The organism is Micromonospora endolithica, assembly GCF_003626595.1.
Taxonomy (GTDB): domain Bacteria; phylum Actinomycetota; class Actinomycetes; order Mycobacteriales; family Micromonosporaceae; genus Micromonospora; species Micromonospora endolithica.
On sequence record NZ_RBAK01000008.1, the window covers coordinates 29,341 to 43,479 of the forward strand.

The following is a 14,139-nucleotide window of genomic DNA, read 5'->3' on the forward strand; positions in this document are numbered from 1 at the left end:
AACGGTACGGTGCGCGAATGCGTCATCTCTGGAGCTTCCTCGCCGGGTTGGTGGTGGCACCCGTCACGTGGGTACTGGTCACCCTCGGGCAGGACGGGTCGGCCCGGACCGTCGACCGATGGGTGGACATCGGTAAGTACAACTCGGCGAACCTCATCGAGCCGGCCGTCTGGCTCGCCGTCGCCGGGCTGCTGCTCGGCCTGATCGGCAGTCTGCGCACGTCGCCGGCCGGCCCGCTGATCGCCGGGCTGCTGCTGGTCACCCCGTACGTGGGGATGTTCGTCGCGCCGTTCGAGGTGCGCGACCGCATCCCGGACGGCTGGAAGGTCCTCGGGGACCCGCTGCCGCTGCGCCTGCCGGTGGAGAACGGCACCCTGTTCCTGATCGGCCTGATGCTGGTGCTGGCCACGTTCAGTGTGCAGCGTTGGCGGCGGTGGCCACGGCCCGCGACCGGGGTGGAGCTGACCCCGGCCGAAGGCCCGGAACGGCAGGACTACACGCTCACCGACTGGCCGCCGGTCACCCAGCAGGAGCGGGACACCGCCCCGATGACCCTCGGCTACCCGGACCCCACCCCGACCGACCCGCTGCCCCGCCGTACCGGGGGCGAGTCACCCTGGTCGGCACCACCGCGCAGTCCGCACCGGCCGGAGGACACCACCGAGATCCGCTGACCCGCACCGGGTGGGCCGGTCGCCCGGCCCGCCCGGTGGCTAGTGCGCCGCGACCGCCAGCTCCGGGTCGACCGGGCCGAGGCCGGCGCGGGGAACGACCAGCAGCATGACCGTCAGCGACGCGGCCATGCTGCCCGCGATGACGACCGCCATCGGTACGCTCCCGGTGCCGAACAGGCCGACCAGGGGCGCCACCAGGGCGCCCACGCCGAACTGCACCGCGCCGAGCAGCGCCGCCGCGGTGCCGGCGGCCTCGCGGTGCCGGGTCATCGCCAACGCCGGCGCGTTCGGCAGGGCCAGGCCCGCCGCGGCCAGGACCAGCCACAGCGACGCGAGCAGGGCGCCCAGGCCACCGAGGCCGGTCGCGGCGAACATGACCAGCAGGAGCCCGGCCGCCGTTCCGGCGATCAGGGCGCCGACCAGGATCTGCTGCGGGTGTAGCGGCGCAGCAGCCGGACGTTGAACTGGGTGGCCGCGATCAGACCCACCGCGCCCGCCCCGAAGGCCAGACCGAACTGCTGCTCGTCGAGGCCGTACTGGCCCTGGAGCACAAAGGACGACCCCGAGACGTACGCGAACAGGGCCGCCATCGCCAGCCCGGCGACCAGGACCAGGCCGACGAACGCCCGGTCGCGGAGCAGCCCCCGGTAGTCGCGCAGGGTGGCACCCACCCCACCTCGCCGCCGACGCGTCACCGGAAGGGTCTCCGGCAGTCCGAACGCGGCCACGACGATCAGCAGCGCGCCCAGCACCGCCAGCGCCGCGAAGACGCCCCGCCACTCGGTCCACCGCAGCAGGCCGCTGCCCAGGGTCGGCGCGAGGATCGGAGCCAGGCCCATGACCAGCATCAACCGGGAGAAGATCCGGGCGAACGAGGCACCGCTGAACAGGTCGCGTACGACGGCCGTGGCGACCACGGTGGCGGCGGCGACGCCGAGGCCCTGCAACACGCGCAGGGCGCCGAGCACGGTGATGTCGGGCGCGAACACGCACAGCACCGAGGCCACGACGTGCGCGGCCAGACCGCCCAGCAGCGGCAGCCGCCGCCCCAGCACGTCGGAGAGCGGCCCGATCAGCAACTGGCCCAACGCGAGACCGACGAGCGTGCCGGTCAGCGTCAACTGCACCGCGGTCTCGGTGGTCTCCAGGCCCGCCGTGATGGCGGGCAGCGCGGGCAGGTACATGTCGATGGTCAACGGCCCGATCGCGATCATCGCGCCCAGCACGAGGACGAGTCGGACCCGCTGGCGACCGGTCATCAGGTCACCGGGCGGCACTTCCCCGGCCGGGCCCGGGTCCGCGACCCGCGAGCCGGGTCCGGTCCCGTCCACCAACTTTTCCATCATCTCGATCTCTCTGCGGAGGCTGACGCGTCGTCACCCGCGGTGCTGGTAAGTCACCGCGGTCCCGGAGCGCGGCACGGTGCGGGGGCCCGACGTCGGGCGGCGAGGAGATGACGAGGCGCGGGTCAGGCGGGGGTGGTCGGATGAGCGATCATCCGCTGGGGTGATTCCTCTGGGCCCCAACGCCGGAGAGGCGTACGACGATCCCGGTGTGTGGGGGGAGTCACGCCGCGCCCCCACCCGGAGTCACCCCCGGGGCAGGCCCGACCGGTGCCGAAAGCATGCGGTGGTCCGGCGTGCCACGACCGGCACACCGGACCACCGGAAGGTCCGTGCTAGGCGACGCCGGCCAGCAACTGGCGCGCCATGACGATCCGCTGCACCTGGTTGGTGCCCTCGTAGATCTGGGTGATCTTGGCGTCCCGCATCATCCGCTCGACCGGGTAGTCCCGGGTGTAGCCGTACCCGCCGAGCAGCTGGACCGCGTCCGTGGTGATCTCCATGGCGGCGTCCGAGGCGAAGCACTTGGCGGCCGCGCCGAAGTAGGTCAGGTCGGCGTCGCCACGCTCGGACTTGCCGGCGGCGGCGTACGTCAACTGCCGGGCCGCCTCCAGCTTCATGCCCATGTCGGCGAGCATGAACTGGATGCCCTGGAACTCGGCGACCGCCTTGCCGAACTGCTTGCGCTCGGTCACGTACCCCTTGGCGTAGTCGAGCGCGCCCTGCGCGATCCCGACGGCCTGGGCGGCGATGGTGACCCGGGTGTGGTCCAGGGTCTTCATCGCGGTGCCGAAGCCGGTGCCCTCGGCGCCGATCATCCGGTCCGCCGGGATCCGCACGTTGTCCAGGTAGACCTCGCGGGTCGGCGAACCCTTGATGCCGAGCTTCTTCTCCGGCGCGCCGAAGCTGACCCCGGAGTCGGACTTCTCGACCACGAAGGCCGAGATGCCCCGGGACCGCGCGGCCGGGTCGGTGACGGCGAAGACCGTGTAGAACTCGGACACCCCGGCGTTGGTGATCCACCGCTTCACACCGTTGAGCACCCAGTGGTCGCCGTCGCGCACCGCGCGGGTGGTCATCGACGCCGCGTCGCTGCCCGCCTCCGGCTCGGACAGGCAGTACGAGAACATGGCGTCACCGGAGGCGACCTGGGTCAGGTACTTCCGCTTCAGCTCCTCCGAGCCGGCCAGCAGCAGCGGCATGGTGCCGAGCTTGTTGACCGCCGGGATCAGCGAGGACGAGGCGCAGGCACGCGCCACCTCCTCGATCACGATGGCCGTGGCCAGCGCGTCCGCGCCCGCGCCCCCGTACTCGACGGGGATGTGCGGCGCGTGGAAGTCGGCGGCCCGGAGGGCGTCGTACGAGGCCTTCGGGAACTCGGCCGTCTCGTCGGCCTCGGCGGCGTGCGGAGCCACCTTGGCCGTGCAGACCTCACGGACCGCCTCCCGGATCGCCTCGTGCTCCTCGGGCAACCGGTAGACGTCGAACGACTCCTCTGCGGGCATGTGAGCCCCTCCCCTTCACCGCTATCATGCGCAGGTCTGTAGCGTGAACCGACCGCCGACCACGCAGACTGAAGGATAGCGACCACAGTTCAGGCGATGTTACCGCCGCGTAGGCCCGGGCACCTCCGACCACCGACGCCGCACGGCGACCATGTGAAGAACAACACCAACCCCTCGGCGCCCCACCGGGCGCCGCAGCAGAATGCGACTCGACAACGCAGTCGCCAGTGCGAGCGGAGAAGACAGGCGTGACGATCCCGTACCCGACCACTCAGCCGACGCCCGCCATCGCGGCCGTCACGCCCCCCTCGGGTGCCTCTCGTCCCCGGGTGACCTTCCTGGGCACTGGATATCTCGGCGCCACGTACGCCATCTGCTACGCGGAACTGGGGTACGAGGTCCTCGGCTACGACGTGGACGCCGACAAGATCGCGATGTTGAACAACGGCGAGGTGCCGATCCACGAGCCCGGCCTGGACGAGCTACTCAAGCGCAACCTGGCCGCCGGCCGGCTGCGGTTCAGCACCGACATGGCCGAGGTCGCCGACTTCGGCGACGTGCACTTCATCTGCGTCGGCACCCCGCAGCGGGCCGACGGGATGGGCGCCGACCTGTCGTACGTCGAGGCGTCGGTCACCAGCCTCGCCCAGCACCTCAGCCGCAAGGCGCTCATCGTCGGCAAGTCGACCGTGCCGGTGGGTACCGCCGAGTGGGTCGAGCAGTTGGTGAGCAAGCACACCCCCACCGACCTCGGCGTCGAGGTGGCGTGGAGCCCGGAGTTCCTCCAGGAGGGCTTCGCCGTCGACGACGTGCTGCGCCCGAACCGGATCGTGGTGGGCGTGAAGAGCGAGTGGGCCAACGGCATGCTCTACGCCGCCCACAAGGGCGTCTTCGACCTGGCCGCCACCGAGGACCGGGAGGTCCCGCTGGTGGTCACCGACTTCGCCACCGCCGAGCTGGTCAAGGTCGCCGCGAACGCCTTCCTGGCCACCAAGATCTCGTTCATCAACGCGATGGCCGAGGTGTGCGAGGCGTCCGGCGGCGACGTCACCCACCTGGCCCGCGCGATCGGCTTCGACCCGCGGATCGGCAACCGTTTCCTCCAGGCCGGCCTCGGCTTCGGCGGCGCCTGCCTGCCCAAGGACATCCGCGCCTTCCAGGCTCGGGCGCAGGAGCTGGGCGCCGGTGAGGCGCTGCGCTTCCTGCACGAGGTCGACCTGATCAACCTGCGTCGCCGGACCCGGGTGGTCCAGCTCGCCGCGGAACTGCTCGGCCGCCGCTCGGGGCCCGCCGGCCCGGACCTGTCCGGCACCCGGATCGCGGTGCTGGGCGCGACCTTCAAGCCCAACACCGACGACGTACGCGACGCGCCCGCGCTGAACGTCGCCGCGCTGCTCCGCAAGGCCGGGGCCGACGTGCACGTCTACGACCCGCAGGGCATGGAGCGGGCCCGCGCGGTGGCGCCCGAGCTGACCTACGAGCCGGGCATCAACGAGGCGGTCACCGACGCCGACCTGGTCTGCGTACTCACCGAGTGGGCCGACTTCCGCAACGCCGACCCGGTGGTCCTCGGCGAGCTGGCCGCCGGCCGCAAGGTCGTCGACGCCCGCAACTGCCTCGACTCGGCTCTGTGGACCCAGGCCGGCTGGGAGTACCGGGGCATGGGCCGCCCCTGAGGCTTCTCGCCGGACACCCCGGCGTGTGAACGGCCGGTCCCGGAGCAACCTCCGCGACCGGCCGTTCTCGGTACCCCCCGACGATCTTTGCCCTGGACCCGCCGACAACTGTCGAAATCCGCGCCCGTATTGGGCATGCTGCGACAGTGGGAGTCCACAGTGCGGGTGGAGGGCAGTCGTGGCGACGTTCAAGTGCTCCTCGTGCGGCCGGGAGATCAAGCCGGCCGTCAGCTGCCCGCACTGCGGTGCCCACCAACCACAGTGGTTGGAGCACCTGGCGGACATCGAACGCTCGATCGCGGAGATGAAGGCCCGGGAGGCCGCCATCGCCAGCGAGCAGCGACAACTCGCCGCCAAGATGCAGGCCGCCCTCTTCCAGCGGGACATCCTCGCGCACGCCGGTGAGGAGCGCGTCAAGCAGGCCACCCGACCGCGCCGGGTGCTGCGCCGCCGTCCCGGGCGACGCCCCCCGACGGCCGCCACCGGCGCGCCACCCCGGGTGCCCCGGCAGGGCACCCCGTCGGGGCCGGACGAGCAACCCCCGACGCCGCCGCCGGCCACCTGGCTGGCCGCCGACGATCCGGAGCACCCGCCGGAGGCGTCCTCCCGTGAGGTGCAGAACATCCCGCTCGGGCTGGGCGCGCTGCTGCTCGGCGTCGCCGCGGTGGTCTTCGCCGCGGTCGCCACCAGTTCGATCGACGCGCTGGCCCGACTGGGCATCCTGCTGCTGGCGACCGTGCTGCTGCTGCTCGCCGCGCCGGTGCTGGCCCGCCGGGGCCTGACGTCCACCGCCGAGACGATCTCCGCGGTGGGCCTGCTCATGGTGCCGCTGGCCGGGTACGCGCTGTGGGCCGTGGACGCGATCGGCGGGGGAGGCGCGTCCGGGGCGGTCTTCGCCGGGTTGATCTTCGCGGCCACCGCCGGCGTGTCCTTCGGGTACGCCCTCTTCACCGGCCTGCGCGCCCCCCGCTTCGCCACCGTCCTCGCCGCCCAGCCGGTGCTGCCGCTGCTCGCGTACGACCTGATCGGCGGCCCGGGCGGCTGGGCGCTGGTGCTCACCGCGGTCGCCGTGCTCGACCTGTGGCTGGCCCGCTCCGCGGTCACCGTCGAGCGGCCGGCGGGCCGGGACCGGCCGGAGCCGCGGTTCGACGCCGGCTCGACCGTCGACCCGACGGACCCGGGCAGCGACCCGACCGAGAGGTCCCCCGGGCCGGCGACCGCACCGCGGCAGCGCCCCGACGCGGGCCGGCCGGAGGCGGCGCCGGAGGAGTCCGCCGAGGTGCTCGCCGGCACCACCACCGCGGCGGGGACGACACCCGCGACCCGGCCGGTGCCGTGGCTGCGTGAGTTGGCCGTGGCGCTGCACGGGGTGGCGGTGGTGGTCGCCCTCGCGTACGCCGTCCTCGCCCTGCTCCGGGCGACCACCGTGCCGGGCGCGACCGGCGCGGGCGCGGTGCTGCTGCTGGCCGCCGCCGTCGGTCTGGTCGGGACGCTGGCGGTACGTCGCGCGCCGCTGCCGGACATCGGAGCGGCGGTTCTCACCCTGGCCGTGATCGGCGCGCTGAGCCGGATCGCCTCGGTCGCGCTGCCCGGCCGGTCGCTGCTGATCATCGCGGCGGTCATCACGCTCACCGGCCTGGCCGTACGTGCGGTGCCCGAGACGGCCCGGCGCGGACCGCAGTTCGCCTCGGCGATCGCCCTCACGGTCAGCGGTGTGGTGGTGGCCGGCGGCGCGCTGCGCGCCGGCCTGGCCCCGGTCCGGGCCGCCCTGCCGGCCTGGGCCGCGGACCTGGACCGTTACCCGGGCGAACTGGCGGCGGCGGTCGGTCCGACCACCTGGCAGCTCGCCGCGAGCGCGTTCCTGCTCACCGTCGCGGCGATGGTGGCGCTTCCGGCGGAGATCCGCCGCGAGTTCGCGGTGGCCGGTGCGGTGCTGACCGCGTTGGCCGTGCCGGCGTCCCTCGGCCTCGGCTGGGCGGCGGCGCCGTGGCCGATGGTGCTGACCGCGATCGGCATCGGCGTGACCGGCCTCTCCGCCCGGACCGAGCGAGCCGCCCTGGCACACTCCGCCGGCGCCGCCGTGGTGGGCCTGGCCGGGGCGGGCGCCGGCCTGGCCCGGCCGGCGTCCACCGCCGCCGTGCTGATCGCGCTCTTCGTCGCCGGGGCGCTGGTCGCCGCGGCGCCCCGGTTCCGGCTGGCGCCGGCCGCCGCCGACACCGGGTCGGCGTGGGCGGCCGGTGGGGCCGCGTTCGCGCTGCCCGGCGCGGTCGCCGCCTTCGTCGCCGCCACCGTGCCGACCGATCCGACCCCCACCCCGGCGAGCCTGCGCGAGGTCACCGTCCCGGTGCTCGCCGCGAGCTTCCTGGCGGTCTGCGTCACGCTCGGGTACGCCGCCCTGGTGCAGGTGTCGGAGCGGCGGCTGCCGGCACCGCTGGCGGTGGGCACCGGCCTGGGCGCGCTGGTGGTGGCGGCGGCCGGCTTCGGCGCGCCCGGTGCCACCGCCGCCGACGCCTGGGTGAGCGCGCTGCTGCTGATCGCCGGTGCCCTGCTCCTGCTCGCCCCGAACATCGACGCCGGCCGCCGCTCCGACCTCACCGTGGACGGCTCGGACCTGGCCGTCGCGGCGGTCACCACCGCCCTGGTCGCCACCATGGTGCGGATCGCCTCGGTGCTCGCGCCGGGCGGTCAACTGGTGGTGGCCGCCGGGCTGGTGCTGCTGGTGGCCGTGGCGGCCCGGGCGATGCCGGTCCAGTGGCGGCGCGGTCCGATCGTCGGCGTCGCGCTCGGCGGGGTGCTGATCGGAGTGCTGGCCGGCTGGACCGCGCTGCGTGGCGCGGTGGGCGTACTGGCCACACCGGGGCCGATCTGGGCCGGTGACCTGACCGGTTGGCCGGCCGCGCCGACCGGGGGCGCCACCTGGCAGGGGCCGGTGGCCCTGGTGCTGCTCGCCGTCGCCGCCGCGATCCTGCTCCCGCCGCCGTGGCGGTACGACGTGTCGGGCGTGGCCGCCGCGCTGGCCACCATGGGCGCCGCGGCGGCGTTCGACCTGCCGTGGTGGTCACCGGTCCTGCTCGGCACCGCCGTGGCCACCGCGTACGGCATGGCGGCGGTGGCCTCGGTGGACCCGCGCGCCGCGCTCTCCCGGGCGGTGGTGGCGGGGGTGGTCGCGTTGCACGCGGCCGGCGCGGGCCTGGTCCGCCCGTGGACCACCGCGCTGGCCCTGGGCGGTATCGCGCTGATCGGTGTCGTGGTCGCCGGCCTGGCCCGTTCCTTCGCCGAGCCGCTGGTCGACGACATCGACACCGAGGGCATGCCGCCGCACCTGGCACAGATCGGCGGTGCCGCCACGGCGGCCGCGCTGCTCGCCCTGCCGGGAGCGGTGGCCGCCCTGGCCGCCGAGTTCGGCCGGGACCCGCAGGTCGTGGTGACCGCCGCGCTGGCCGCGTCCAGCCTCGGCCTGGCCGGCGTGGCGGCGGTCCGGCGGCAGGTGCCGCAGTACCTGCCCTGGGCGAGCGCGGCGATCGTCGGCGGCGCGTCGATCAGCGCCCTCGCGGCCGTACCGACCGGCCTGCCCCTCGGCGTGTACGCCGCCGCCGCGGCGCTGCTCGGCGTGCTCGCCGAGCTGGTCCGGGGCGCCACCGAGCCGCCGGCCGGCGCGGCCCAGCCGATCCGCCGCTGGTCGGTCCTGCTGGACGGGGCGCTGCGCCGGGCGGACACCGGCGTCCGGCGCTGGCGGTTCAGCCCGGCGGCCGGGGCGCTGGCCGCCGCCAGCGTGCCGACCCTGCTGGCGTTGGTGTCCATCGCGCCGCCGCTGTTCGTGGCGCTGGTGGAGCCGCACCGCACCCTCGCCCGGGTCTGGCAGGGTCCGCCGCCGGAGCTGCTCACCCCGCCACCGGGCGCGGTCGACCCCACCCACGTGCTGACCGCGCTGCTGCTGACCGCGACCGCCGCGCTGGCGGCGGTCGGGTTCAGCGGTGGGCGGCGGTCCCGGGCGGTGCCGGTGATCCTGCCGGGTGCCGCGGTGACCCTGCTGATCACGCCGATCGTGTTGGGTCAGGGCTGGCCGGGCAGCAGCCTGGCGGCGCTGGCCGTGTTCACCATCTCGATGCTGGGGCTGGCGTTGACGCCCCCGCCGGCGCTGGCCGAGCGGGCCCGTTCGCTGCGGCTGGCCCGGATCCTCGTCTTCGTGATCGGCCTGGCCGCCGGGGGTGCCGGGCTGGCCGGTTCGCTGGCCACCCGGGAGCTGACCCTGTTCACCCTGGGTGGGGCGGTCGGCGTGGGTACCGTCGGGGCACTCTTCGGCACCACCCAGCGGGCCCGCATCCTGGGCTGGCTCTTCGCCTCGCTGACCGCGCAGCTCTTCGTCCTCACCGCCGGTCTGGTCGCCGGTCTCGCCGCCGTGTGGTCCGCGTTCGGCGTCCTGGCGGTGGGCGCGGCCCTACAGGTCTTCGCGGCCACCCTGCCCCGGCTGCGCCGCCCCGAGGCGCAGCGCGAGGCGGCGACCGTCGAGTGGAGCGGGTACGCCGCCGCGCTGATCGCCCTCGCCCTCGCGTTCGACTCGCCCCGGCACATCGCCGCGCTGCTGGCCGCGTGGGGTGCGGTGCTCGGCGTGGCGGCCAGCCGCCCGGGCCGCCGGCCGGTGGAACGGCGGATCCTGTTCTGGGCCGTCGTGGTCTGCGAGATCACCGCCTGGTGGATCCTGATGCGGGTCGCCGACGTGGCACTGCCCGAGGCCTACACCCTGCCGTTCGCCGCACTCGCCCTGCTGGTCGGGGTGCTGGAGCTGCGCCAGCGGCCCGACCTCAGCAGCTGGGTGGCGTACGGGCCGGCCCTGGTCACCGCGTTCGTACCCACCCTGGCGATCGTCCTCGCCACCGAGTCCAGCACGCTGCGCCAGGTACTCCTGCTGCTCGGCGCGGTGGCCGTGCTGGTCTTCGGCTCGATGAGCCAGCAGCAGGCCCCGGTGATCATCGGTGCGGCGGTCACCGCGATCGCGGCGGTGCACGCGCTGTTCAGCCTGGGACCATGGCTGGTCCTGATCCCGGTCGGTCTGCTGCTGCTGATCCTGGGTGCCAGCAACGAGCGCCGCCGCCGCGCCCAGGACCGCCTCCAGACCGCCCTGCGCGGCATGCGCTGACCGGGCGCTGCGGGCCGGTCCCGCCGCGGGGGCGGCGCTCAGGCGAGCGAGGCGCGCAGGGCGGCGTCCTTCTCGGCCACCAACTGCTCCAGGTCCGCCTGGTAGGCCGCCATCCGGTCGAGCAGGGTGTGGTCGCCGGCACCGAGGATCCGGACGGCGAGCAGGCCGGCGTTGCGGGCGTTGCCGATCGACACGGTGGCCACCGGGACGCCGGCCGGCATCTGCACGATGGAGAGCAGCGAGTCCATCCCGTCGAGATGCTTCAGCGGCACCGGTACGCCGATCACCGGCAGCGGGGTGACCGACGCGACCATGCCGGGCAGGGCGGCGGCTCCGCCGGCCCCGGCGATGATCACCTTGAGGCCCCGGTCGGCGGCGGCCCGCCCGTAGTCGATCATCTTGACCGGGGTGCGGTGCGCGGAGATCACCTCGACCTCGTACGGCACCTCGAACTCGTCCAGCACCTCGGCGGCGGCCCGCATGGTCGGCCAGTCCGAGTCACTACCCATGATCAGGCCGACCACGCTCACTGGTGTCCCTCCCGCAGCCAGCGGGCGGCCCGCGCGGCCCGCGTCCGTACCTCGTCCAGCTCGGCACCGAGCACGGTCACGTGCCCGATCTTGCGTCCGGGGCGTACCTGCTTGCCGTAGAGATGCACCTTCGCCCCCGGCTCCGCCGCGAACAGGTGGTGCAGCCGCTCGTCGATCGGGATCCCGCCCGGCTCTCCGCCGAGGACGTTGGCCATCACCACCACCGGCGCGGTCAGCGAGGTGTCCCCCATCGGGTAGTCCAGGACCGCCCGCAGGTGCTGCTCGAACTGCGACGTCCGGGCACCCTCGATGGTCCAGTGCCCGGAGTTGTGCGGGCGCATGGCCAGCTCGTTGACGACGACGCGGGCCCCGCCCGGCGCGGCCGGGTCGGCCACCTCGAACAGCTCCACCGCCAGCAGGCCCACCACCCCGAGCGCGGTGGCCAGGTCGATGGCGAGCTGCTGCGCGGCGACCGCCAACTCCTCCGGCAGGTCCGGTGCCGGGGCCAGCACCTCGACGCAGATCCCGTCGCGCTGCACCGTCTCCACCACCGGATAGGCGGCGACCTGCCCGAACGGCGACCGGGCCACCTGCACGGCCAACTCCCGACGCAGGGCCACCCGCTCCTCGACGATCAGCGAGGTGCCCCCGGCGAGCAGGGTCGCGGCCAGGTCCGCGGCCTGCGCCGCGTCCGCCACCATCCACACGCCACGCCCGTCGTAGCCGCCCCGGGCCGCCTTCAGCACGACCGGCCAGCCGACCTCGGCGCCGAAGTCGACCAGGTCCGCCGGCTCCGCCACCGGCCGCCAGGCGGGGTTCGGCGCGCCCAACGCGCCGAGGCGCTCCCGCATGATCCGCTTGTCCTGCGCGTGCAGCAGCGCGTCGGCCGGCGGGAACAGCTTCACACCCTCCTCCGCCAACGCGCGGATGTGCCCGGTGGGCACGTGCTCGTGGTCGAACGTGACCACGTCGCAGGACTTCGCGAAGGTGCGCAGCGCGGCCAGGTCGGTGTGGTCGCCGTACTGGACGTCGGCCGCGACCAGCGCGGCCCCGTCGTCCGGGGCGAGGGCGAGCACACGCAACGACTGGCCGAGGGCGATCGCGGCCTGGTGGGTCATCCGGGCCAGTTGGCCGCCACCCACCATGCCGACAACAGGCAGACCGGTACGGGAATCCATAGCGGCGACAGCCTATCCGGCCTGCGGGCCCGCGCTCCTACCGGCCAGCGAGCTGCGCGATGAGGTCGGCCACCTCGGTGACCGGACGGTCACAGACAAAACCCCGGCAGACGTACGCGGCCGGCCGCCCGTCGATCATCGGCCGGTCCGCGAGCAGCGGGACCCCCGGCGCGTCCGACGGACCGGCCACGATCACCGCGCCGGGTGGGGCGTGCCGGTGCGCGGCCACGAGCAGCGGGTCACCCGCCGGGTCGTCGGTGACCACCGCGACCTCGTACGGCCCGGAGAGCAGCGCCTCGCCGACGGTGGCCGCGTAACCGGTGAACCGGGCGTGCCGGCCGACGATCGGCGCGACGGTCGACAGCGCCGCCTCGGCCGCCTCCCGGTAGCGGGTCTCCCCGGTCAGCGCCGCGTACGCGACGAGCGCCGCGACGATGGCCGAGCGGCCCGACGGGGTGGCGTTGTCGGTGGGGTCGGCGGGCCGCGCGACGAGCTGCTCGGCGTCGTCGGCGGTGTCGTAGAACCCGCCGTCCGGCGCGGCGAACCGCTCCAGCGCGACGTCGAGGAGCTGCCCGGCCAGGGCGAGCCAGCGGCCCTCCCCGGTGAGCTGGTGCAGGGCGCAGAACGCCTCGGCCACGCAGCCGTAGTCCTCCAGCACCCCGGCCGACTCGCCGACCCGCCCGTCCCGGGAGGTGCGGCGTAGCCGCCCGTCCACCAGGTGCACCCGGGCCAGGTGCTCGGCGGCGTCCCGCATCGCCCCGTCGGCGACGATGGTGACACCCTCCATGAGGTTCGCGTCCTCGGCCGGGCCCTCCTGCGCGTAGCCGGCGGCGACCTGCTGGAACTCGACGATCGCGGTGATCGCCAGACCGTTCCACGCGGCCACCACCTTGTCGTCGCGGGCCGGCTGCGGCCGGTTGTCCCGGACCGCGAGCAGCCGGCCGACCACGTCCCGCCACCGGGCCCGCACCTGCGGGTCGGCGTCGTCGACATCACGGGCCAGCCGCAGCACACTCGCGCCGTGTTCGAAGGTGCCCTCGGCGGTGACCTCGAACAGGTCGGCGGCGAACCGGCCGTCGTCCTCGCCGAGCGCCTCGACGAGCTGCGCCGGCGTCCAGACGTAGGTCAGGCCCTCGACGCCGTCGGTGTCGGCGTCCAGCGCGGAGGCGAAGCCCTCGCCCGGGCGGTGCAGCTCGTCGGCGAGGAACCGTGCGGTGTCCCGGGCCACCCGCCGCGCGAGGGAATCGCCCGTCAGCCGCCAGAGCTGGGTGTACGTCCGCAGCAGCAACGCGTTGTCGTAGAGCATCTTCTCGAAGTGCGGCACGGTCCAGTGGCCGTCCACCGAGTACCGGGCGAAGCCGCCGGCGAGCTGGTCGTGCAGGCCGCCCCGGGCCATCGCCTCGGCGGTGTGCCGGACGATCTCCAGGCTGCGCGCCGAGCCGGTGCGCTGGTGGTGCCGCAGCAGGAAGAGCAGGTTCATGTGCGGCGGAAACTTCGGCGCGCCGCCGAAGCCGCCGTTGGTCTCGTCGTACTCCCGGGCGAGCTGCTCGGCCGCGGCGTCGAGCACGGCCGCGTCGAGCGGCGCGGTGGGCCCGCCCACGGCCTGCGCGCCGCCGATCGCCTGGACCACGGCGGCACCCTGCTGGAGCACCGCCTCGCGCTGCTCACGCCAGGCCGTGGTGACCGACTCCAGCAGGCGGACGAAGTTGGCCCGGGGGAAGTACGTGCCGCAGAAGAAGGGGGTGCCGTCCGGCGTGGCGAAGACGGTCATCGGCCAGCCACCCTGCCCGGTCATCGCCTGGGTGGCGGTCATGTAGACCGCGTCGACGTCGGGGCGCTCCTCCCGGTCCACCTTGATCGACACGAAGTTGTCGTTCATCAGGGCACCGACCTGGGCGTCCTCGAACGACTCGTGGGCCATCACGTGACACCAGTGACACGCCGAGTAACCGACCGAGACGATCACCGGCACGTCGCGCCGCTTCGCCTCCGCGAAGGCCTCGTCGCACCAGGGCCACCAGTCGACCGGGTTGTCGGCGTGCTGGAGCAGGTACGGACTGGTGGCGTCAGCGAGTCGGTTCACCCGACGACCTTAA

7 protein-coding genes and 1 pseudogene are annotated in these 14,139 nt (G+C 74.4%); 3 read left to right on the plus strand and 5 right to left on the minus strand.

Going from position 1 to position 14,139, the window contains the following annotated elements; translation table 11 throughout:
• The first annotated feature begins 17 nt into the window (after positions 1–17).
• Positions 18–674 carry a hypothetical protein gene (locus tag D7223_RS20070; RefSeq protein ID WP_120729960.1) on the plus strand — a complete coding sequence of 219 codons (657 nt, stop codon included), beginning with the start codon at positions 18–20 and terminating at the stop codon, positions 672–674.
• Positions 675–713: 39 nt separating this feature from the next.
• On the opposite strand, the pseudogene D7223_RS20075 reads toward D7223_RS20070, so the two are convergent.
• Together D7223_RS20075 and D7223_RS20080 are read right to left on the minus strand one after the other, a co-directional pair.
• Positions 714–2,017 (minus strand): annotated as a pseudogene (locus tag D7223_RS20075) (multidrug effflux MFS transporter).
• 335 nt (positions 2,018–2,352) lie between these two features.
• Positions 2,353–3,522, minus strand: coding sequence for an acyl-CoA dehydrogenase family protein (locus D7223_RS20080; protein WP_120729961.1), 1,170 nt, complete (start codon positions 3,520–3,522; stop codon positions 2,353–2,355).
• Positions 3,523–3,770: 248 nt separating this feature from the next.
• Between D7223_RS20080 and D7223_RS20085 the strand changes: the two genes are divergently transcribed.
• Complete coding sequence (locus D7223_RS20085) at positions 3,771–5,198, plus strand: UDP-glucose dehydrogenase family protein (protein WP_120729962.1); 1,428 nt, start codon at positions 3,771–3,773, stop codon at positions 5,196–5,198.
• Positions 5,199–5,376: 178 nt separating this feature from the next.
• A complete protein-coding gene (locus D7223_RS20090; RefSeq protein ID WP_120729963.1) occupies positions 5,377–10,335 on the plus strand; it encodes an SCO7613 C-terminal domain-containing membrane protein in 4,959 nt (1,652 codons plus the stop codon).
• A gap of 38 nt (positions 10,336–10,373) precedes the next feature.
• Here the strand turns inward: D7223_RS20090 and purE are convergent, their stop codons facing one another.
• Genes purE through D7223_RS20105 form a run of 3 tightly spaced genes read right to left on the minus strand, consistent with a single transcriptional unit; the run spans position 10,374 to position 14,126 of the window.
• The gene (gene purE / locus D7223_RS20095; protein WP_120729964.1) at positions 10,374–10,865 is read right to left on the minus strand and encodes a 5-(carboxyamino)imidazole ribonucleotide mutase; all 492 of its coding nucleotides are present in this window, start codon (positions 10,863–10,865) and stop codon (positions 10,374–10,376) included.
• On the minus strand, positions 10,862–12,043 hold the full coding sequence (locus D7223_RS20100) for a 5-(carboxyamino)imidazole ribonucleotide synthase (protein ID WP_120729965.1): 1,182 nt from the start codon (positions 12,041–12,043) through the stop codon (positions 10,862–10,864). Before D7223_RS20100 ends, purE begins: the two co-directional genes overlap by 4 nt.
• A gap of 37 nt (positions 12,044–12,080) precedes the next feature.
• Positions 12,081–14,126, minus strand: a complete 2,046-nt coding sequence (locus D7223_RS20105; RefSeq protein WP_120729966.1) for a thioredoxin domain-containing protein — start codon at positions 14,124–14,126, stop codon at positions 12,081–12,083.
• Positions 14,127–14,139 lie beyond the last annotated feature (13 nt).

Excerpts from the sequence above, each read along its gene's own strand:
- D7223_RS20070 (WP_120729960.1), top strand. The coding sequence starts at position 18 with ATGCGTCATCTCTGGAGCTTCCTCGCCGGGTTGGTGGTGGCACCCGTC.
- D7223_RS20080 (WP_120729961.1), bottom strand. The coding sequence starts at position 3,522 with ATGCCCGCAGAGGAGTCGTTCGACGTCTACCGGTTGCCCGAGGAGCAC.
- D7223_RS20100 (WP_120729965.1), bottom strand. The coding sequence starts at position 12,043 with ATGGATTCCCGTACCGGTCTGCCTGTTGTCGGCATGGTGGGTGGCGGC.